This is a genomic window from Anabaena sp. FACHB-83 (genome assembly GCF_014697485.1).
In the GTDB taxonomy this organism is placed as follows: domain Bacteria; phylum Cyanobacteriota; class Cyanobacteriia; order Cyanobacteriales; family Nostocaceae; genus Nostoc_B.
The window spans coordinates 26,200-47,852 of the sequence record NZ_JACJRY010000011.1 but is presented as its reverse complement, the minus strand read 5'-3'; the positions used below and the strand labels follow the sequence as shown (position 1 = coordinate 47,852).

At 38.3% G+C, this 21,653-nt stretch carries 18 protein-coding genes; 14 read left to right on the top strand and 4 right to left on the bottom strand.

What is annotated here, in order from left to right; translation table 11 throughout:
- The first annotated feature begins 30 nt into the window (after positions 1–30).
- Together H6G79_RS15205 and H6G79_RS15200 are read left to right on the top strand one after the other, a co-directional pair.
- Complete coding sequence (locus H6G79_RS15205; protein WP_190590128.1) at positions 31–6,075, top strand: hybrid sensor histidine kinase/response regulator; 6,045 nt, start codon at positions 31–33, stop codon at positions 6,073–6,075.
- The gene (locus tag H6G79_RS15200; protein ID WP_190590129.1) at positions 6,072–8,063 is read left to right on the top strand and encodes a response regulator; all 1,992 of its coding nucleotides are present in this window, start codon (positions 6,072–6,074) and stop codon (positions 8,061–8,063) included. Before H6G79_RS15205 ends, H6G79_RS15200 begins: the two co-directional genes overlap by 4 nt.
- A gap of 136 nt (positions 8,064–8,199) precedes the next feature.
- Here H6G79_RS15200 and H6G79_RS15195 read toward each other — a convergent pair whose 3' ends face one another.
- From H6G79_RS15195 to H6G79_RS15180, 4 genes are all read right to left on the bottom strand, one after another.
- Positions 8,200–9,537 carry a TRAP transporter large permease subunit gene (locus H6G79_RS15195; RefSeq protein WP_190590130.1) on the bottom strand — a complete coding sequence of 446 codons (1,338 nt, stop codon included), beginning with the start codon at positions 9,535–9,537 and terminating at the stop codon, positions 8,200–8,202.
- Complete coding sequence (locus H6G79_RS15190; protein WP_190590131.1) at positions 9,521–10,075, bottom strand: TRAP transporter small permease subunit; 555 nt, start codon at positions 10,073–10,075, stop codon at positions 9,521–9,523. The genes H6G79_RS15195 and H6G79_RS15190 overlap by 17 nt, the downstream gene beginning before the upstream one ends.
- Before the next feature lie 225 nt (positions 10,076–10,300).
- Positions 10,301–11,761: a pentapeptide repeat-containing protein gene (locus tag H6G79_RS15185; RefSeq protein WP_190590132.1), complete on the bottom strand. Its 1,461-nt coding sequence runs from the start codon at positions 11,759–11,761 to the stop codon at positions 10,301–10,303.
- A 282-nt stretch (positions 11,762–12,043) separates the two neighbouring features.
- The gene (locus tag H6G79_RS15180; RefSeq protein ID WP_190590133.1) at positions 12,044–12,784 is read right to left on the bottom strand and encodes a pentapeptide repeat-containing protein; all 741 of its coding nucleotides are present in this window, start codon (positions 12,782–12,784) and stop codon (positions 12,044–12,046) included.
- A 415-nt stretch (positions 12,785–13,199) separates the two neighbouring features.
- On the opposite strand from H6G79_RS15180, the gene H6G79_RS15175 reads away from it, so the two are divergent.
- The 12 genes from H6G79_RS15175 (at position 13,200) to H6G79_RS15120 (ending at position 21,645) form a co-directional block, all read left to right on the top strand.
- Positions 13,200–13,766: a hypothetical protein gene (locus tag H6G79_RS15175; RefSeq protein ID WP_190590134.1), complete on the top strand. Its 567-nt coding sequence runs from the start codon at positions 13,200–13,202 to the stop codon at positions 13,764–13,766.
- 602 nt (positions 13,767–14,368) lie between these two features.
- On the top strand, positions 14,369–14,509 hold the full coding sequence (locus H6G79_RS15170; protein ID WP_190590135.1) for a microviridin/marinostatin family tricyclic proteinase inhibitor: 141 nt from the start codon (positions 14,369–14,371) through the stop codon (positions 14,507–14,509).
- Positions 14,510–14,607: 98 nt separating this feature from the next.
- Entirely contained in the window at positions 14,608–14,751 is a 144-nt protein-coding gene (locus H6G79_RS15165; RefSeq protein WP_190590136.1) for a microviridin/marinostatin family tricyclic proteinase inhibitor, read from the top strand.
- Between the two features lie 89 nt (positions 14,752–14,840).
- On the top strand, positions 14,841–14,984 hold the full coding sequence (locus H6G79_RS15160) for a microviridin/marinostatin family tricyclic proteinase inhibitor (protein WP_190590136.1): 144 nt from the start codon (positions 14,841–14,843) through the stop codon (positions 14,982–14,984).
- 89 nt (positions 14,985–15,073) lie between these two features.
- The gene (locus tag H6G79_RS15155) at positions 15,074–15,217 is read left to right on the top strand and encodes a microviridin/marinostatin family tricyclic proteinase inhibitor (protein WP_190590137.1); all 144 of its coding nucleotides are present in this window, start codon (positions 15,074–15,076) and stop codon (positions 15,215–15,217) included.
- An 89-nt stretch (positions 15,218–15,306) separates the two neighbouring features.
- Entirely contained in the window at positions 15,307–15,450 is a 144-nt protein-coding gene (locus H6G79_RS15150; protein WP_190590138.1) for a microviridin/marinostatin family tricyclic proteinase inhibitor, read from the top strand.
- Between the two features lie 89 nt (positions 15,451–15,539).
- Complete coding sequence (locus tag H6G79_RS15145) at positions 15,540–15,683, top strand: microviridin/marinostatin family tricyclic proteinase inhibitor (protein WP_190590139.1); 144 nt, start codon at positions 15,540–15,542, stop codon at positions 15,681–15,683.
- An 89-nt stretch (positions 15,684–15,772) separates the two neighbouring features.
- Entirely contained in the window at positions 15,773–15,937 is a 165-nt protein-coding gene (locus tag H6G79_RS15140; RefSeq protein ID WP_190590140.1) for a microviridin/marinostatin family tricyclic proteinase inhibitor, read from the top strand.
- Positions 15,938–16,050: 113 nt separating this feature from the next.
- Positions 16,051–17,040, top strand: a complete 990-nt coding sequence (locus H6G79_RS15135) for an MvdC family ATP-grasp ribosomal peptide maturase (protein WP_190590141.1) — start codon at positions 16,051–16,053, stop codon at positions 17,038–17,040.
- A 111-nt stretch (positions 17,041–17,151) separates the two neighbouring features.
- On the top strand, positions 17,152–18,126 hold the full coding sequence (locus tag H6G79_RS15130; RefSeq protein ID WP_190590142.1) for an MvdD family ATP-grasp ribosomal peptide maturase: 975 nt from the start codon (positions 17,152–17,154) through the stop codon (positions 18,124–18,126).
- 109 nt (positions 18,127–18,235) lie between these two features.
- Positions 18,236–19,402 carry a cupin domain-containing protein gene (locus H6G79_RS15125; RefSeq protein WP_199331473.1) on the top strand — a complete coding sequence of 389 codons (1,167 nt, stop codon included), beginning with the start codon at positions 18,236–18,238 and terminating at the stop codon, positions 19,400–19,402.
- A gap of 212 nt (positions 19,403–19,614) precedes the next feature.
- Positions 19,615–21,645, top strand: coding sequence for a patatin-like phospholipase family protein (locus H6G79_RS15120; RefSeq protein ID WP_190590143.1), 2,031 nt, complete (start codon positions 19,615–19,617; stop codon positions 21,643–21,645).
- The last annotated feature ends 8 nt before the right edge of the window (positions 21,646–21,653 follow it).

Sequence of the window (21,653 nt, the reverse complement as noted above, 5' to 3'; positions counted from 1 at the left end):
GCCCTCTAACTCCTGCCTTCAAAAATAAACATGAGTATTATTCTTACCGACTACAGCCTCATTCAAGTTATTGATGATAATACTAATACCTGTATTTATCGCGCCTATCAAGAATCAACACAAACATCGGTAATTATTAAAACTCTGAAAACTGAGTATCCTACAATTGAACAAATCACTCGCCTAAGATACGAGTATCAAATACTGCAATCTTTACGAATATCAGGAGTGATTCAACCTCTCGCTTTAGAAAGTACACAAAATAAAATCGCACTGATTTTAGAAGACTTCCTTGGTGAAACACTGCATAATTTTATTAGCACAAATAAATTAGAATTAACTCAAATTTTACAAATTGCAATTCAATTAGCCTCAACCTTAGCTCAGTTACATCAAAATAATATTATTCATAAAGATATCCAACCCCATAATATTTTAATCGACCCCAACACCAATCAAATCAAAATTATCAACTTTAGTATTGCTTCACGCTTACATAGCGAAAATCAAACCATAAATAACATAAATTTACTCGAAGGTAGTCTGGCTTATCTTTCACCCGAACAAACAGGGAGAATGAACCGCTTAATAGACTATCGCACTGATTTTTATTCTTTGGGTGTAACACTTTATCAAATGTTAGTTGGTAAACTACCATTTGTAGCAAGTGATCCTTTAGAAATAATTCATTCTCATATCGCTAAAACTCCCATAGCACCTCAAGAATTAAATCCACAAATTCCAGTGGCAGTATCTAATATTGTGCTGAAATTATTAGCTAAAACTGCTGAGGACAGATATCAAAATGCCTTGGGTTTAAAAGCAGATTTAGAATCATGTTTATATCAGCTACAAACAACTGGCAAAATTACAGATTTGGTTATCGGTAAACTTGATTTAAACAGTCAATTGCTGATTCCACAAAAACTTTATGGACGTGAGCAAGAAGTTGCTCAATTGATGGGTATTTTTGAGCGAGTCAGTTCAGGAAGCACGGAGTTAACATTAGTTAGTGGTTATTCAGGAATTGGTAAATCTTCCCTAGTTAATGAATTTTCTAAATCGATTATTCGCCAGGGTGGTTATTTTATTGGAGGAAAATTTGACCAGTATAAACGTCATATACCTTATGCGGCATTCATCCAGGCTTTTCAAGAAGTAATTCGGCAGATATTAACAGAAAGTGCTGAAAAAATCACGAGTTGGAAGATGAAAATTTTATCAGCAGTTGGGGTTTATGGGCAAGTAATTATTGAGGTGATTCCTGATGTTGAAAAAATTATCGGTACTCAGCCAGAAATACCATCATTAGGAATTAACGAAGCCCAAAACCGTTTTAATCGATTATTTCAACAATTTATTCATGTATTTGCCCAAGCAGAACATCCTTTAGTAATTTTTTTAGATGACTTACAGTGGGCGGATGTGGCATCTTTGAAGTTAATTCAACTACTCATCAGTGATATTGAGAGCAAATATTTATTACTCATGGGTGCATATCGTGAGCATGAAGTCACTCCAAGTCATCCATTAATATTAACTCTTGCAGCAATCCAGAAAAATGGTGTAAATATCAATAAGATTGTACTTCAGCCTTTGAATATTAGTCATGTTCAACAATTAGTTAGTGATACCTTGAGTATTTTTTCAGAAGATTCCCAAGAACTAGCTGATTTAGTTTTTCATAAAACCCAGGGCAATCCATTTTTTGTAACGCAATTACTCAAATCTCTGCATCAAGAAAACTTTTTATCTTTTAATTTTGATCAAGCCTGTTGGCAATGGCATATCGAAACTATAAAAGATATTGACATTACCGATAATGTTGTTGAATTGATGGTGAACCAAATTCAGAAGTTATCACCGAGAACTCAAAAAGTTTTACAACTGGCTGCTTGTATTGGCGATAAATTTAACTTAGATATTTTGAGCATTGTGAATCAAAAATCTTGGGTAGAAACAGCTAAAGAACTTTGGGAAGCTTTACAAGCAGGCTTAATTTTACCTTTAGATTCGTCTTATAAAATACCTTTGATTTTAACTGAACAGCAAGCCGAACAGCAAATTAGCTATAAATTTTTACATGATCGTGTACAACAAGCATCTTATTCGCTAATTCCCGATGTTGAGAAAAAAAATACTCATTTCACCATTGGTAAATTACTGTTACAAAAATTTTCTCCAGAAGAGCAGAAAGAGCATATTTTTTATTTAGTCAATCACCTCAAATATGGCATTGATTTACTAACTTACGATTGGGAAAGATATGAGTTAATAGAACTGAATTTAATAGCCGGGAAAAAAGCCAAAGCTACGGCTGCTTATGAGTCTGCTATGGGTTATTTAAAGATATGTTTAAGCCTTTTGAATAATTCTAGCTGGTATCAGCAATATGAATTGACATTAAATGTCCATCAACAAGCAGCAGAAGTAGCATTTCTAAGCGGTGACTTTGAGCAAATGGAGTTATTAGCTGAAATTGTTCTACAACAAGCAAAAACCCAACTGGAAAAAGTGAGGGTTTATGAGTTGCGAATCAAAAGTTGTGAGGTGCAAAGAAAATTAATGGCGGCTGTACAGCTTGGTTTAGAAGTTTTAGAAATATTGGGAATAAAACTCAACCAAGCACCAACCGAGTTAGATATCCAGCAAGCTATTCAAGAAACCACTAATTATTTAGCAGGGAAACAAATCGAGGATTTAATTCATTCGCCTGCGGTGACAGATGCTCATAAATTAGCTGCGATGAGGCTAATAGCAAGTTTAGTACCTGCTGCTTATCAATCTGCACCAAAATTATTTATTTTGATTGCTTGTCAGCAAGTCAACTTATCTATTCAATACGGCAATACGCCATTTTCGGCTAGTGGGTTTGCTGATTTTGGTATAGTTTTTAGTGGTTTGTGCCAAGATATTGACGCTGCTTATCAAGTTGGACAATTAGCTTTAAATTTATTAGAAAGTTTAGATACTTATGAAGTAAAAAGTCAAGTTTTATTTAAAGTTGCTACTTTCATAATTCATTGGAAACATCATGTCAAAGATACCTTACCACTTTTAGAAGCTGCTTACTTTAGTGGCTTAGAAACTGGGGATTTAGTACATACAGGATATTCAGCCAGTAAGAAGTGTCAATATGCCTATTGGAGTGGTGCAGAGTTAACCAGTCTCGAACAGGAAATGGCAAGATATAGTCAGGCGATCGCACAAATTCACCAAGAGACTGCGCTAAAATGGCACCAAGTGTTTCACCAAGCTGTTTTGAATTTACTGGGGTTATCGGCAAACCCTTGTCTGTTAATTGGTGAAGCCTATAACGAAGCCGAATTATTAGCAGTTCATATCCAATCAAATGAGCGCACAATTATTCACTATGTGTTTCTCAATAAATTAATTTTGTGCTATCTCCTGGGAGATTTTCATCAAGCTGTAGAAAATGCCAGCAAAGCAGAACAGTATTTAGATGGAGTCACAGGATGGTTAAATGTGCCGTTATTCCATTTTTATGATTCTTTAGCGCAACTTGCTATCTATCCATCAGCCACATCTGAGCATCAAAAGCTGCTGTTAGATAAAGTCAATCATCATCAACAAAAAATGCAAACATGGGCGAGTTATGCGCCGATGAATTTTCAACATAAATATGAGCTTGTCGAAGCCGAAAAAGCCAGAGTTTTAGGACAGTATTGGCAAGCAACGGCACATTATGACAAAGCTATTATGCAAGCGCAAGAGCAAGGATATATCCAAGAAGCAGCTCTCGCCAATGAACTAGCAGCAAAGTTTTATTTTGAGACTGGTAGAGATAAGGTAGCCCAGATTTATTTAATTGATGCTTACTATGGATATAGTAACTGGGGAGCCATAGCCAAGTTGCGCGATTTAGAAGTTAGATATCCCCAAATTGTGGCGCGGCTATCGGAACGTCAAACACCAAACTCAGGTAAAAATCAACTCATCAACGCTATCAATCAAAATACCAGTGAAGCTTTTGATTTAGCAACAGTGATGAAAGCGGCTCAAGCACTTTCTGGTGAAATTGTTTTAGACAAATTACTGGCTAAATTAATGCAAATTCTGTTAGAAAATGCTGGTGCAGCCACAGGATATTTAATTTTAAATCAGGCAGATACTTTATTAATTGCTGCATCAGGTAGTTTTGCTCAACCTGAAATTAATGTCCGTCAATCTACCCCTGTTGAATCCAGTGAGAATTTGCCCATATCCGTGATTAATTATGTGTATCGCACTGGGGAGCATGTGGTTCTTAGTAATGCTAATTGCGAAGGTGTATTTACTACAGATGATTATATTGTTAAGCATCAACCAAAGTCGATTTTATGTAGCCCAATTGTCAATCAAGGCAAGTTAATCGGTATACTTTATTTAGAAAATAAATTGATTGCTGGAGCATTTACACCAGAACGATTAGAAGTTTTACAACTTTTATCATCACAAGCTGCAATTTCTTTAGAAAATGCCCGCCTTTATCATGATTTAGAAGAATATAATCGCACATTAGAAACAAAAGTTAAAGAACGCACGCTGGAATTACAAGCAAAAAATTTTCAATTACAACAAGAAATTCAAGAACGCCAAAAAGCCGAAGAAGCAGCCGCAGCCGCTAACCGCGCCAAGAGTGAATTTTTGGCTAATATGAGTCATGAACTGCGAACACCTTTAAATGGCATCTTAGGTTATACGCAAATCTTTCAAACAGATACTTCTTTAAGTAGTCAACAGAGAAATGGTGTCAATATTATTCATCAGTGTGGTGAACATCTCTTAACACTGATTAATGATATTTTAGATATTTCTAAAATTGAAGCGCGGAAAATGGATCTGGAGTTGAAAGAATTTAATTTTCCCGCCTTTTTAGAAGGTATCGCCGAAATTTGCCATCTGCGTGCAGAAATGAAAGGTATTGCTTTAGTTTATCAGCCTCTTGGTTATCTACCCAGGCGCATTCGGGGTGATGAAAAACGCTTAAGGCAAGTTTTAATCAATTTATTAAGTAATGCGGTTAAGTTTACAAAAAAAGGTAGGATAAGTTTTAAAGTAGGTTATGTAACCCAGGACGGAGACTGGATATTAAATGGCGAAAAACTTACTAGCCAATCTCCAACACCAAAAATTCGCTTTTTAGTAGAAGATACAGGAATTGGCATCGCCCATGAGCAATTAGAAGAAATATTTCTGCCCTTCAAACAAGCGGGTGAGGATAGTTTGAAGACGGAAGGAACTGGTTTAGGCTTATCAATTAGCCGTCAATTAGTGCAGATGATGGGTGGCGAATTATGTGTCAAAAGTGAACTAAGTAAAGGCAGTATTTTTTGGCTAGATTTGGCATTACCAGAAGTTGAGGAACAGTTAAATTTTGAGATTGAGCCACTTAATATTATTGGTTTTGCTGGCTGCAAACGCAAAATTTTAGTTGTGGATGATAAATGGGAAAATCGCTCAGTGTTAGTCAATATTTTAGAGCCTTTGGGTTTTGAAGTTTTGGCGGCGAGTGATGGTTTAGACTGTCTAGATAAAATACCTAATTTTCAACCAGATTTAATTTTAATGGATTTGGTGATGACGGGAATGGATGGTTTTGAAGCCACTCGGCGCTTGCGATTGTTACCAAACTTTAAGGAAGTAGTAGTCATTGCAGTCTCAGCCAGTGTGTTTGAGTTTAATCAACAAGAAAGCCGTAACGTTGGGTGTGATGACTTTCTCTCAAAACCGATTCAAAGAGCCGAACTTTTAGAAAAGTTACAAGTTCACTTGGGATTAACATGGGTATATGAAGACAAGGTAAGAAAGATAAAGGATGCACACAAAAGTTCAATTGATCCTTTACAATTAACATCTCAGGCTTCGATTGTGCCTCCCTCAGCAGATGAACTGAAGATTTTGCTAGATTTGGCTATGCGGGGTGACTTAAGAAGTATTGCTGAAAGAACGCAAAAACTACAAGAACAAAGTGAGGAGTTACAACCTTTTGCTACTCGTTTATATCAACTGGCTAAAGGTTTTAAAGGGAAACAAATATTGGAGTTTCTCCAAAAGTATTCTGAGGCTTTATGAAAAATGATTTTAATAAATCCGGTGTCATTTTAATTGTTGATGATACTCCCATCAATTTAGAAATGTTGTTTGATTTTTTAGGCACGGCTGGATTTACAGTATTAATTGCTGAGGATGGTGAAAGTGCGATCGCCATAGCAGAATATGGTAAACCTGACTTAATTTTGTTAGATATCCTCATGCCGGGAATTGACGGTTTTGAAACTTGTCGTCGTCTGAAAGCGCAGGAATCAACCCAAGATATTCCCGTGATTTTCATGACAGCACTTTCGGAAACTGTTGATAAAGTTAAAGGCTTTGAACTGGGTGCAGTTGATTACCTCACCAAACCACTCCAGCACCAAGAAGTATTAGCAAGGATTCAGTTGCATCTGAAGTTACGCACTCTTACCAAAACATTACAAGAGCAGAATTTACGTTTAGAAGCCGAAATTACAGAACGTTTACAAGTTGAAGAAAAAATCCGCGAACAAGCAGCTTTATTAGATGTAACTAGCGATGCAATTGTCGTGAAAGATTTTAATAATCAAATTTGTTTTTGGAACCAAGGCGCGGAAAATTTATATGGTTGGAAAGCGACTGAAGTTATTGGTGAGAATGTCAATCAGATTTTATATCCACCAGACACTTTAGCACAAGTCCAAAATATTTATGCAAGTATAGCTGAGTCTGGCTTTTGGCAAGGAGAATTAAACCAAGTTAACAAACAAGGACAAACTGTGATTGTGGCGAGTCGTTGGACATTAATGTGCGATCGCCATAACCAGCCTAAATCAATTTTGACTGTTAATACTGATATTACCGAAAAAAAACATTTAGAAAATCAAATCCTCCGCGCTCAACGTTTAGAAAGCATCGGCACATTAGCCAGTGGTATCGCTCACGACTTGAACAATATTTTGACACCGATTTTAACAGCCGCACAACTACTACAACTCAAACTGCCAGATACTAATGAGCGTAATCAACAAATGTTGAAAACCATCGAAGCTAATTCTAAACGTGGTGCAGCTTTAGTTAAGCAAGTCTTACAATTTGCACGGGGAGTAGATGGGCAGCGTACCATTGTGCAAGTTAGTCATTTATGTTCAGAAATTCAACAAATTGTCCAAGAAACTTTTCCCAAATCAATTGAATTAACAACTCAAATTCAGCCAGGACTTTGGGCGGTAATTGGCGATGCTACCCACTTACATCAACTATTAATGAATTTAGTAGTTAATGCCCGTGATGCCATGCCTAGAGGCGGTAGTATCAAAATATCTGCGTCAAATTTGTTAGTCGATGAACAGTATGCAAAGATGAATTTAGATGCCCGTGTCGGTGCTTATATTGTAGTGACAATTACAGACACAGGTGTAGGAATGTCGCCAGAGATTATTGATAGAATCTTTGAGCCATTTTTCACCACCAAAGAAATTGGGAAAGGTACGGGATTAGGTTTATCAACTGCCAGAGGTATCATTCAAAGTCACGGTGGTTTTGTGAATGTTTGGAGTCAAGTTGGTAGGGGTACAGAATTTAAAGTTTTCTTACCAGCCGTCGAGGTAGCAAATCCACTCTTGGCGGAAGACTTAGATTTACTCAAAGGTAACGGAGAATTAATTTTAGTAGTTGATGATGAAAGTGGCATTTTAGAAACTACCAAAATTTCTTTAGAAACCTACAACTACAGAGTATTAACCGCTACCAATGGCATTGAAGCGATCGCTCTTTATGCTCAACACGAAGACGAAATTAGCTTAGTGTTGATGGATATGATGATGCCTGCAATGGATGGTGCTACGGCGATTAGCACTTTGCAAAAAATGAACTCTCAAGTCAATGTGATTGCTGTTAGTGGTTTGACAGCTAGTAGTAAATTAACCAAGTTATCTGGTGTGAAAAAGTTTATTTCTAAGCCTTATACAACAAAGGATTTATTGCAAACCTTACACAGCATTTTGGTACAGGAATCTAGACACCCAGAGCGTGTGGCTAAATCTTAGATAAGATATAGGACTAATATTTGATTTCTGAAATTGTAGGATGTGTTAGCGACAGCGTAACGCATCTACCGCCGACTTTTCGGTGCGTTAAGGCTTACGCCTAACACACCCTACACATAATCAGCACTTTGCTGTATTAACTTCCCAAAGAAGGTAAGAAACTGACAATCTGCGGGAAGACAATAATTAACAACACAACTAATAATTGCAGCAGAATAAACGGTATGACACCACGATAAATATCAGATGTGGTTACTTCTGGAGGTGCAACACCACGCAGATAAAACAAAGCAAAACCAAAAGGTGGTGTTAAAAAGGACGTTTGCAGATTTGCCCCTAGTACTACACCATACCAAACTAAATCAATGCCTAATTGCTGGGCAACAGGCACAAATAAAGGTATGACGATAAAGGCAATTTCAAAAAAGTCGATAAAGAAACCGAGGATAAACACCACAATCATACTGACGGCTAAAAAGCCGACTTTCCCACCAGGAAGATTGGCGAGGACATCAAACATAAATTGATCGCCATTTAATCCTCGGAATACTAAGCTGAAAGCTGTCGAACCAAACAAAATGAAAATCACCATACTGGTGATTCGTAAAGTAGTATCACATACTTGACGCAGAGATGTTAAGGTTAGTTGACCATTGGCTGCTGCTAAAGCGATCGCACCGACACAACCAACTGCACCTGCTTCTGTAGGCGTAGCAATGCCAAAAAATATACTCCCTAGCACTAGTAAAATTACTACCAAAGGCGGCAACATAACCTGAATTACCCTTCTCCCCAAGGCTTTACCGCCGATTTCTCGGACTTCCGCAGGCAAAGCGGGTGCGGCATCTGGTTTTAAAAATGCCACAATCAGCACATGCAGCGCAAAGGCACTAGCCATCATCAAGCCGGGAATCACCGAGCCAATAAATAAATCACCTACAGACACACCAAGTTGGTCGCCTAAAACGACCAAAACCACACTCGGCGGGATAATTTGCCCTAAAGTACCTGAAGCCGCAATCACACCTGTGGCTAATTGTTTGTTATATCCATAGCGCAGCATAATTGGCAGCGAAATCAAACCCATCGCTACCACCGTGGCTGCTACAACACCAGTAGTTGCAGCCAGCAACGCTCCCACTAGCACCACCGCTAAGGCCAGTCCACCCCGCAACCGTCCCAACAAAATCCCCATTGTTTCTAACAGCCGTTCCGCAATGCCAGATTTTTCTAGCATTGACCCCAGAAAAATAAAGTAAGGAATCGCTAACAGGGTGTAATTAGCCATAATCCCGAAAATTCGCTGGGGCATAGCGGTGAGAAATATCGGGTCAAACACACCCAAACTAATGCCCAATAAACCAAAAACAATAGCCACACCACCCAGGGAAAATGCCACGGGATAGCCCAGAGATAACAATACCAAAGCACCCGCAAACATCAGCGGCCCTAGCCATTCATAAGCCAGTGTCACGTTGTTCCTCCTCTGTTGCTAGTCTGCCTTGGATAATTGCCCAGTTTTTAATTGCTTGGGAAATTCCCTGAAAAATCAGCAATATAAAGGAGACAATAATCATTGCTTTGATTGGGTAGCGGGGTAAACCACCAGGATCAGGGGAATTTTCCTGAATTTGCCAAGAAGCAATGATGGTATCCCAGGAAAAAATGATGACCATCACACAGAAAGGAATTAGGAAAAATATCGTACCTAATAAATCTGCAATAGCTTTGCGCCGACGTTGCCAATTACTATAAAAAATATCTACGCGGACGTGTTCGTTATGCTTTAAGGTGTAAGCTGCACCCAACAAAAAAACTAAATCAAAAATATACCACTGGGCTTCGATATAAGCGTTGGATGTGAGGTTACTGCCAATCAACCGCCCTACATATCGCCCAACAACGTTCCATACTCCCAGGATGACCATGACTAGCACCAGCCAACTGGTACATCGACCGATAAATTCAGTACAAGTATCAATAATTTTTGAGATTTTTAAGAGTTTCTCCAATGGTGGTATTACCTCTGTCGTGATGATGGGGAGTTGGGGAGTAGGGGAAAGAGTGTTTTATGTTTGGTTTTAAGATTTTCTCATAAATCACTGACTTAAGAATAGAGACTAGAAGTTATACCAATTTAATGTGAAGTTGCACATATTTCGATCCCCCTAAATCCCCCTTAAAAAGGGGGTTGGGGGGATCACAGAGTTTGAAAACACACCCTGCACCCTTGCCTCTTAACTCGACTGTCGCCAGTGGCTAGGGTGTTCAAGATCATCAGGTAGCCGGGTTGTGCGATCGCCTACTGCCATGCCAATCTGTTGTGAGTCTAAGTTTTTCACCCCTGTGAGAATTGCACCTTCTAGTTTGACATCACACAAATTTGTGCCGAATAAATTCGCGCCGATGAGGTTGGCTTTTGATAAATTCGCTTCATACAAAACTGCCCGATTCAAGTTCGCACCCATCAGGTTAGCTTGATATAAATCAGCTTCTGTCAAACTGGCTTCGGTGAGGTTAGCAAAAAAGACTTCTGTTTGCTGGAGTTTGGCAGCATTTAAATTTGCCCCAGATAAGTTAGCGCCATTTAAGTTGGCTCCTTGTAAGTTCGCACCAATTAATCCTGCTAAATGCAAGTTAGCTTTACCCAGCTTTGCCCCTTGTAAATTAGCCAGAAACAATTTTGCACCCGCGAGGTTAGCAACTTTCAAGGTTGCCTGTTGTAAATTCGCTTTATACAGGTTTGCTCCTTGTAAGTTGGCTGTACGCAGACTTGCATTTTGCAGGTTAACTGCACGCAAGTTTGCCCCTTGTAAATTGGCACGATTCAAGGTTGCCCCTTGTAAGTTGGCTTGCCGCAGGTTGGCTTTTTGTAAATTGGTTTCGTAGAGAATGGAGCGTACCAATTTGGCACTGTTGAGGTTAACTCCCGAAAGGTTAGCACCGCGTAAATCTGCACCAGAAAGGTCAGAACCGCGTAAATCTGCTCTTTCTAAATTAGCGCCGAGTAAATCTGCTCGCCGGATATCTATATTGCGTAAATCTAATTTTTGACTTTCTAACTCTAATAGGGAATTACGTCTACCAATGATTGTCAGAGCGGCTTGGACATCCCGGCGAATTTTGGGTGCGGCTTCACTATTTTGTTTGGTTGCCAGTACCCGACTTTTGGGTTTACCCCAGTATATTGGCTGTGCATCTTCTTCTTTAAAGAGTTCGCCTTCTGTGGGAATGCCTGTATTCTCCCGTACAAACGCCGCCAGAATTTCCATAATTGTCCAGTGTTCTTTAGGAAAATCCTGGGCAATGCGTTCTAAAACATAAATTGCACCGATGCGCGTTTCAATTCTTTCATGACCAAGCTGCGTAATAGCAGCCATAAATCTATCTGCAATCAATCTGTCTTGGGAGATTTGCGTATTTTGCAGATTTACTTCGACATTTTTTTCGGAGGCGATCGCATTTTTTTGCATTGCCTCGGCCCGTTTACCTGCATAATAGGCATTAATCATCACTGCCAAGCCTAAAAACATAATCGCAGTTGTTGTTAATGCTTGCGTTCTGTATTGTATTTGCTGCGAAATTGATAAATCTTTTTTACTGGAGGCAGCGAAAACAATTATATTCAGCCCCAGCGCCAATACAACTGTTGTACCTATCAACCAACGCAACATTTTGTCTGTCTTATTTGCAGACATAGGAATAAGATTCCTCACACTACAGAATTATTACTTAGATATTGGGATGAGTATAACATTTCGCTCAAGATTTGAATAGGAAATTACGGATTTTTATTGATATGACTTTGATGTTTTAAATTGTCTTTGTAATGATATTGTGACAACCCCAGAGATTATCTTGAATATTTGCGGAAAATCGAGTAGTTTTCCACCGTGGTTCAGTGTCACTACTTAGACTTGTACTGTCAGAAACTAATAATAATATTGCAGAATCTGTTCTATATTCAGTGTGAATTGTGTTTATCCGGAAAATTTTGCTTCTCGGAAATTAGCACCCTCAAGTATGGCATCTTGCAGATTAGTTTCAGACAAATTAGCGAGATAAAAGTTCGCTTTGACTAAATTTGCTTGGGCGAGATTTGCACCCACTAAGTTAGCCGCACTGACAATTGCTTCTGTGAGGTTCGCACCAACTAAGTTAGCCTGGGATAAGTTAGCAGCACAAAGAATTGCACCACTGAGATTTGCCCCCGCCAGATTCGCTCCTGATAAATTAGCTTGGTAGAAATTCACACCTGCAAGGTTTCCACCACTGAGATTTGCTCCGCGTAAGTCTGTATAACTCAAGTCAAGTTGTTCTGATGCTAGAGATTTTGGGGTGTATGTTGTTGTGATTACTTGCAATGCAGCCTGAATATCTGGGGCAATTTTGGGTGATGACTGACTTTTAACTTCCTGGTTTGTTTTGTAATCAGAGTTTTGCCGCACAAAAGCCGTGAGAAACTCCATAATTTCCCAGTTATCTTGTTTATGATAATTAGCTAATGCTCCGAGTTCAGCAATTCCCTGCAATCTGATATCTAATATTTGATGATGTAGCTTCTCTACTGCTACTCTCAAACTTTTTTTACAGCTTTTTTGTGAAGTATGCTGCTGTTTATCGTGACGCTTAATTATCCCCAAAAAGATATCAATCAATAAATTTTTATTAACTGCAATATTTTTTGCCGGATGCTTAAACTTGCTGATGTAAGTAAACATTTTTTAAGATTTAAACAAGATATTGTTGTGTTTTATTCTCTAAAATCAGTAAAATTTCGTCATTGGTAAATATAATGATTATTTCAAGCCAACAATGAGAAAATATCACTACGTCTAAAGACAGAAATTCAGGTTAATACTTTGAAGATTGGTTGTATACAACAAGATACCTGACTTCTTTGAGAAGTATTCCTATAGTAGGTTGGGTGTAGCGATAGCGTAACCCAACAAAATCTTGAGAATGTTGGGTTAGCTTCCTCCACCCAACCTACACCAGTCTAAGTTGTTGCTTTGATATGTATTTACAGTAACGATAGTTACACCAAAATTACTAACTTAAGAGATAGTTTCAAAAAGAGTAAATATATGTTCAGTTTATTAAAATAGGTTTAGCCATCATGGAATAGTTTAGTTTATGCTAAAACGCAGCTTTTTTGTTGGACTATTGATGTCACTTTTGACATTTCTCAGTATCAGTAATCTACCAACTGCTGCACTGTCAAGTAACTCTTTTCCTCAGACTTGGCAAGGTACATGGAGTGGTACATTATACGATCGCACTGTATCCGGCAAATCTCAAACTGTACCTATGAAGCTGCGGATTAAACTCATCTCGCAAGATCCCATCCGCTACACTTGGCAAATCACCTATGGAACAGGAAGTAAAAAGCTGGTACGTAACTATGAATTAGTTGCTAAAAATCAAGATGCTGGACACTTTGCCATTGATGAAAAAGATGGAACTATCATTGATACTTGGTGGTTAGGAGAAAAACTCTACAGTCAATTTAGAGTTAAAAACCTGCTACTGAGTACACAATGTCAACTACAAGATAACAAGCTACATTATGAACTTGTGGTTTATCAGCCTACTACAACACCAGAGTCAAATTCCACAGAGCAACCATTTTTTGAAAGCTATCAGCTTCGCACTATTCAGTTTGCTACACTGACACCTGTAAAATCAGACATTGCTGATTAATGAAATGAATTTTAGTGCGATCGCATCTGACTTGAGAATATAGCAAAAAAAAGGGAGACAAGGAAGAGAGATGTTTGTCAATCATTGAAGATTGCTACAATTGCAAAGGCTTGAAACATCCATCTTTTAATTTTGGTTTCCTGCATCTGTGCAACGCTAAACACAATTATTGATTGTAATTTTTCATTATAGCCTTTGCTACTTTATCTTGATCAGCAGGACTTACGCACCAAGATTGTCTATGAAGATTGGGTGTAAGGGTTTGTGGCGTAAGGGTTTTAGATACATACACACGCCAGTGGCTCCCCTATACCCCTACACCCTTGCCAAAACCCTTGATTTTTCGTTTTTATGCGTAAGTCCTAACCAAAATAAACATTTAATATTCTTATGCTTGATTAAAAGCAATCAATTTTTGACTAATATAGTTTTTTGTGAATGACTAAATATTACTAATTGTTAACAGATTTTTGCTTAACTGTCTTAACTGTCTTAACTGTCTTTACAAACTTAATTCTTAACTGTCTTAACTGTCCTTGCATAGATATTAAATTACTGGTATACATTTAATTGCAAAAATAATTTCCTTCAAGGAAAGCACCATGTCTACAAACACAATTAAAAATGTGAATGTCGGACTGGTACCATTCTTTGCACGTTTCTTGGAAGAACAAACCGCAGAAGGAGAAACTCCTTCTTGGCCTTGGACTTTCAAGTTTCCTTCAGATTCAGAAGATACTTAGTAATTTTCTAAAATCTGAAGTCAAGGGAGTGGCAGTGATTGATTACATGATTAATAATTGCTAACCCTGGATAAAAACCAACATCAAGGAATAATACTATGTCTACCAACACAAACAAAGCAGCAAACGTAGAAGCAGTACCTTTCTTTGCTCGTTTCTTAGAAGAGCAAGTCTCTCAACAAGCAGATAATACTCCTCGCCCACAAACTCTCAAGTATCCTTCTGATTGGGAAGATTATTAAATCGAGTTAGTTTGAACTCAAGTGAAAGGAGTAGCAGTGATTAATTAACTGCTGCCCCTGAATAAAAATCAACATCAAGGAATAATACCATGTCTACCAACACAAACAAAGCAGCAAACGTAGAAGCAGTACCCTTCTTTGCTCGTTTCTTAGAAGAGCAAGTCTCTCAACAAGCAGATAATACTCCTCGCCCACAAACTCTCAAGTATCCTTCTGATTGGGAAGATTATTAAATCCAGTTAGTTTGAACTGAAGTGAAGGGGGTAGCAGTGATTGATTAACTGCTGCCCCTGAATAAAAACCAATATCAAGGAATAATACCATGTCTACCAACACAAACAAAGCAGCAAACGTAGAAGCAGTACCCTTCTTTGCTCGTTTCTTAGAAGAGCAAGTTGCTCAACAAGCAGATAATGCTCCTTTTCCTACAACTCTCAAGTGGCCTTCTGATTGGGAAGATTTTTAAATCCAGTTAGCTTGAACTGAAGTGAAAGGAGTAGCAGTGATTAATTAACTGCTGCCCCTAGATAAAAACCAATATCAAGGAATAATACTATGTCTACCAACACAAACAAACCAGCAAACTTAGAAACAGTACCCTTCTTTGCTCGTTTCTTAGAAGAGCAAGTTGCTCAACAAGCAGATAATTCTCCTTGGGCTGACACTAAAAAGTGGCCTTCTGATTGGGAAGATTATTAAATCCAGTTAGCTTGAACTGAAGTAAAGGGGGTAGCAGTGATTGATTAACTGCTGCCCCTTGATAAAAACCAATATCAAGGAATAATACCATGTCTACCAACACAAACAAACCAACAAACGTAGAAGCAGTACCTTTCTTTGCTCGTTTCTTAGAAGAGCAAGTTGCTCAACAAGCAGATAATTCTCCTTGGCCTTCCACCCTAAAGTACCCTTCTGATTGGGAAGATTTTTAAATCCAGTTAGCTTGAACTGAAGTGAAGGGAGTAGCAGTGATTAATTAACTGCTGCCCCTGGATAAAAACCAATATTGAGGAATAATATCATGTCTGCAAGCATAAACGAAGCCGCAACCCTAAAAGCAGTACCTTTCTTTGCCTATTTCTTAGAAGCGCAATATGATGAAGAGCCGCCTAAACCATCTGAAGAAGAACCCCAACCTATTCCAATCTGGACTTTGAAGTGGCCTTCTGATTGGGAAGAGAGATAAACCTTTAATAACTAAAACTGTCGAGCAGGCGATCGCATTTATTAACCCGACTTCTTCAAGAAGTTGGGATTATCAGCAAAGCTTTTTTAGATTTTTACAACATAGATAATATTATGCAATTGTCTGGTGATGTTGTTTTATTAATTACCCACAGTGGAGATTTCTTCACAATAGATAGAGTCGCAGAAGCCTTAGCCAGAAAAGGGGCGCAACCATTTCGTCTAGATACTGACAAATTTCCTTTAGAACTACAATTAACCGCACATTTTGAGCAGTCTAAAAGCTACCACACAATAGAATATGACAACCAATTGATCAGCACAGAACAGGTGCAAGCAGTATGGTTACGCCGAATTTGGGAACCAAACCTCAGTCCAGAATTAGCGCCTAAGTTCCGCGAAGCTTGTATTAACGAATCAAAAGCAACTTTAAATGGTTTTTGGGATAGCCTTAAACAAGCTCGTTGGGTAGATAATCTAGAACGGATAGATTATGCCAACAACAAGCTGCGTCAACTGCGAATCGCCTCAGAAGTAGGTTTTGTAATTCCTCAAACCCTTGTTACCAACAAAGCCGAAGCCGCTAGAGAGTTTTTTGGGCAAGTTAACGGCAAAATGGTGAGCAAGCTGTTAACTGCACTTTCTCACAGTATGCAGGCTACCTCTTCGTTCTTTCTGTATACCAGCGTTGTCAAAGAAGAAGACTTACAAGATGCGGAGTCGCTGCGCTACTGCCCAATGATTTTTCAAGAGCAAATCTCCAAGCAGCAGGAATTACGGGTGGTGTATGTGAATGGCGAAGTCTTTGTTGGGGCGTTGAATGCAGATGTGTATGCAGCAGCCAAAGCTGATTGGCGTAAACCCGGTATAGAAATAGGTGCATGGCAACATCATGAACTTCCTGATGAAGTAGTTATTCGTCTCCAAACTTTTATGGGCAGGTTAGGGCTATTGTTTGGCTCGTTTGATTTTATCCTCACCCCATCAGGCGAATACGTGTTTTTGGAAATCAACCCTGTCGGTGAGTGGGGAATGCTAGAGAAAGATTTAGACTTGCCCATTGCCAATGCGATCGCCGATGCACTGTTGCAAACCGACAAATAACATATAGCAATCCTATCTGATATGCAAACAACCCAGACAAAGGATAGATATGTTTGTGGATAATTTAGGGTTACCGTAGCAAAATTTTACACTTCATACTTCACACTTTTTATGACAGCATTAATAGTTACCTTTAGCAACGACAACGAAAGCATTCCTTTAGTTATCAAAGAAATAGAAGCTAGAGGCGAAAAAGCATTTCGGTTTGATACAGATAGATTTCCCACTGAAGTCAAGCTAGATATTTACTCTGGTGATACGGAAAGAGTCATCATTACCGATGGTGAACAACAGCTTGATTTAAGCGAAGTTTCGGCCGTTTGGTATCGGCGGATGCGCTATGGGCATCAAATCCCCAATTCAATGGACAAGCAATACAGAGATGCTTCCATTCAGGAATGTCGCGTCACTGTCAGAGGTATGATTGCCAGCCTTGGCGGATTTCATTTAGATAAAATGTTCAATGTAGATCGGGCAAATAATAAGCAATTACAATTGCAAACTGCCCAGAAAATCGGGCTTTTAACTCCGCGTACCCTGACTACAAATAATCCCACAGCCGTCAAACAATTTGCCAAAGAATGTCCCCAAGGTATTGTCACCAAAATGCTGTCTTCCTTTGCAATTTATGATGAGCAAGGGCGAGAGAACGTTGTGTTTACCACTCCAATGACCGAAGATGATTTGGAGGATATGGAAGGACTACGTTTTTGTCCGATGACTTTTCAAGAAAACGTACCCAAAGCATTGGAGTTGCGGACAACTATTGTGGGGCATCGGGTATTCACCGCCGCAGTCGATTCACAAAGCTTAGAAGGTTCTACCTTTGATTGGCGTAAAGAAGGTAAAGCCTTAGTTAAAAATTGGCAACCCTACAACTTACCCGAAGATATTGAGAAAAAGCTACTCACCTTGATGGCTGAGTTTGGCTTAAACTATGGAGCGATTGATATTATCGTTACCCCTGACAACCGCTATGTATTCCTCGAAGTTAACCCAGTTGGGGAATTTTTCTGGATGGAGGTATATTCACCTCATTATCCCATTTCTCAGGCGATCGCCGAAATTTTACTCACTCAAAAGTAATCAAACTGTTAAAAGATTTTTCCTTTTTTCTGAGGTTGTAACTGATTAGTACACCGTTAAAAACACAGCAAGAAATTATTAGTCGATGCAACTTTTCTAGAGGAATTAAATGATGTCAACATCTGACTTTGATTTTGAAAGAATGCTTCATCCAATAGACTCAAGCACTTTCTTGACTCAATATTGGGAAAAACGCCCTTGTCTGGTTTCTCGCAGTGAGCAAGATTACTATTCTGAACTTCTTTCAACTAAAGATGTTGACTCCATTATTCAAGCTCACGGATCTGATCTTGGCAACACTCGACTAGTCAAGGAAGGGTCTTGTTTCAGTCATAATGATGATGTTGAACTCAATCACTTCTACAAAGCCTATGCTCTTGGTTATACGGTGATAGTCGGGGGAATTAATGAGCGTTGGCAGCCAATATCAACCCTGCATAGAAATTTAGAAGTTTTCTTCAATCATCCGACGAAGATTAACCTGTATATGTCACCAAAGAATTCGCAGGGTTTTCCGCCTCACTTTGATGATCATGATGTGTTTATCTTGCAAGTTGAAGGCTCAAAAAACTGGCGTATTTATGATTCCCCTATCGCTTTGCCGCTTGTTTCTGACCTAAAGTATCAGGATAAATTTAAAAATCAACTAAAATCGCCTGTAGCGGAATTTTGCCTCAATGCTGGTGATTTATTATATATACCTCGTGGCTATATTCATGAAGTATTCACGACAGAATCTCCTTCTCTACATTTAACAATTGGTATCTATTCATTCAAATGGTTTGATTTGATTAATAGTGCTGTGACTTTATTAACTCAAAAAGACGTTCGTTTCCGAGAGTCACTACCAGTAGGATTTTTGCAGCAGGGCGAAGCTAAAGTTTCATTACAAGAGCAATTTCAAGAACTCCTGCAAACTCTTGCAGACAAATCAGAAGCTGAGTTAGCAATTGAAGAAATTGCTACAAGATTTTTAGGTAAAATGTCTCCACTAGCAAACGAGCATTTCTACCAACTCCAAAATATTGAAAATCTCACCTTAGATACAATTGTTAAAAAAAGAAAAGGTATATATCGTGTTATAAAAACCATTAGTCAGGTTGGTATTCAATTTGCAGGTAACACTGTTATGGAATCAAATAGATCAGAACGAGCCATTCGTTTCATTGTAGATTCCGAAGAGTTCCCCATCAGGGCTTTACCAGGTCTGATTGATAATAGCAAATTAAACTTAGTATGCCGTTTAATTCAAGAAGGGATATTAACCATCGCTTAGACTTATTTATAAAATTACATATAGGAATCCGGTTTGATTTCTGAATTTATTTGTGTAGGTCGGGAATAGGGAATGGGGAGTCGGGAGTAGGAAAGAAGCCTGATCTGAATGTACTAATTTTTTTCCCAAATCAAATATGAGTCCTATATATAAAATTTCTTAAACTTAAACTTTATTAATTAAGCTTTATTTTTTTGGAGGATTAAAATGCTGTGATCAAGACGCAAACAGTTTTAACATTTGATGGCGTAGATGATTATATAGATTTTGGCAGAAATGATCTTGGTGGTGTTTTTGCACAAGGAAGTTCCGCCTTCACAGTTTCAGGCTGGCTAAACCCTCATAAATTAACCAATAAAGCCACTAGCTACGGAACTCGCAATGTATTTTTAGCTCGTTCTTCAGAACGATACAGTGATAATTTTGAATTTGGTATTAGTGAAGCAGGAAGCCTAGATATTTACATTGATGAAACTGTGACTAAGGGGATTAAAACCTTTGGACAAGGAGAGTTAACGATAGGAGTATGGCATTTTTTTGCTATTGTTTTTAATAGTGGGCAACTCACAATCTATCTAGATAAACAACAATATACTGATTCTCTAAGAGGTACAGCTTTAAATAAAGCAACCAGTCCTTTAACTCTTGGTGCAACATTACATAAACGTGTATATTTTGCTGGACAATTAGCTAATATTAGTGTCTGGAATTATCCTTGCACCTCAGAACAAATCCAAGTTCATCGTTGTGGGTTAATAGCAGGGGATGAACCAGGATTAGTTGCTTATTGGAAATTAGATGAAGGTGAAGGAAAGACTGTCAAAAGTCAAACTGTCACTGACCACCAAGGAAATTTACGTGGGAATCCTAGTTGGGATGTGGCACAAATCCCCTTGGCAAATCAATCATCGCCACAAGATGAAATAATCACTACGACAGAAGAAGAGATTTCACCAATCACGACAAATTTATTAGCAGCAACAGTCTCTTTAACTAATCAAGAAGAAGCAACACCAACTAATAATCAAGATTCAGATATTCTACTCAATTTAGTAACTCTCCCGCTACAAATTACCGAACCAATACCAGAATCTACTAGTCAAAGTGAAGTTGAAGATAATGTTCAACCCGCAGAGGTAGCAACATTAATTGAAAACCAAGTAACAGAAACTATGGAAACTACAGCCAAATCCAAATATAAAATACTGTCTATTGATGGAGGTGGTATTCGGGGGATTATTCCAGCACTTTTGTTAGCAGAAATTGAAAGGCGGACACAAAAACCGATATTTAGTTTGTTTGATTTAATTGCTGGTACTTCTAGTGGAGGAATTTTAGCCCTCGGACTCACACAACCTCGACTAACTTCTAAAGCATCTGAATCTGAAGAATTATCTGCTGAATACACGGCTGAGGATTTACTGCAACTCTTTCTTGAGTATGGTGTAGAAATATTTTATGAACCATTTTTTGAAAGAATATTAGGGCCAATAGAAGATATATTTCTTCAACCAAAATATCCTTCAAACAGCAAAGAAGAAATTTTAAGACAATATTTTGGTACTGCATCTCTAGAAAATAATCTGAAAGAAGTTTTTGTAACTAGCTACGACATTGAAAAGCGAGTTCCTATATTCTTTACTAATCAGCACCACAAAGAACAAATAGAATCTCAAAAATTTCGCAATTTGTGTGGAGGTTTTTCGCTGTTAGATGTAGCATTAGCTACTAGTGCTACTCCCACTTATTTTGCTCCCCATCGGATTCCGACTTCTCACAATATTAGTGGCTTTTACACTTTAATTGACGGTGGAGTTTTTGCTAATAATCCAGCCCATCTAGCTATTATTGAAGCACAAATTAGTAGTAAAAAAGAAGCTAATAGAGTCCTCAATCTAGAAGATATCTTAGTAGTTTCTTTAGGTACAGGTTCTTTGACGAGTGTTTATCCTCATAATTCAGTCAAAAATTGGGGACTCTTGCAATGGACTAGACCACTTTTAAATATTGTGCTTGATGGTAATAGTGAAGTAGTATCTGGAGAATTAGAACGGTTGTTTGAACCTAGCCATCAAGATGCTAGAAGTTCTTACTATCGATTTCAACCATTTTTAGATGAGGAACTAGAAGCAATAGATAATATCAAACTTCCAAATACTCGTAAGCTACAAGCTGTAGCCCATCAATTAATTGCTGAATATAGCCAACAAATTGATGAATTATGTAATCTATTGTTGGTATGAGCAAGATT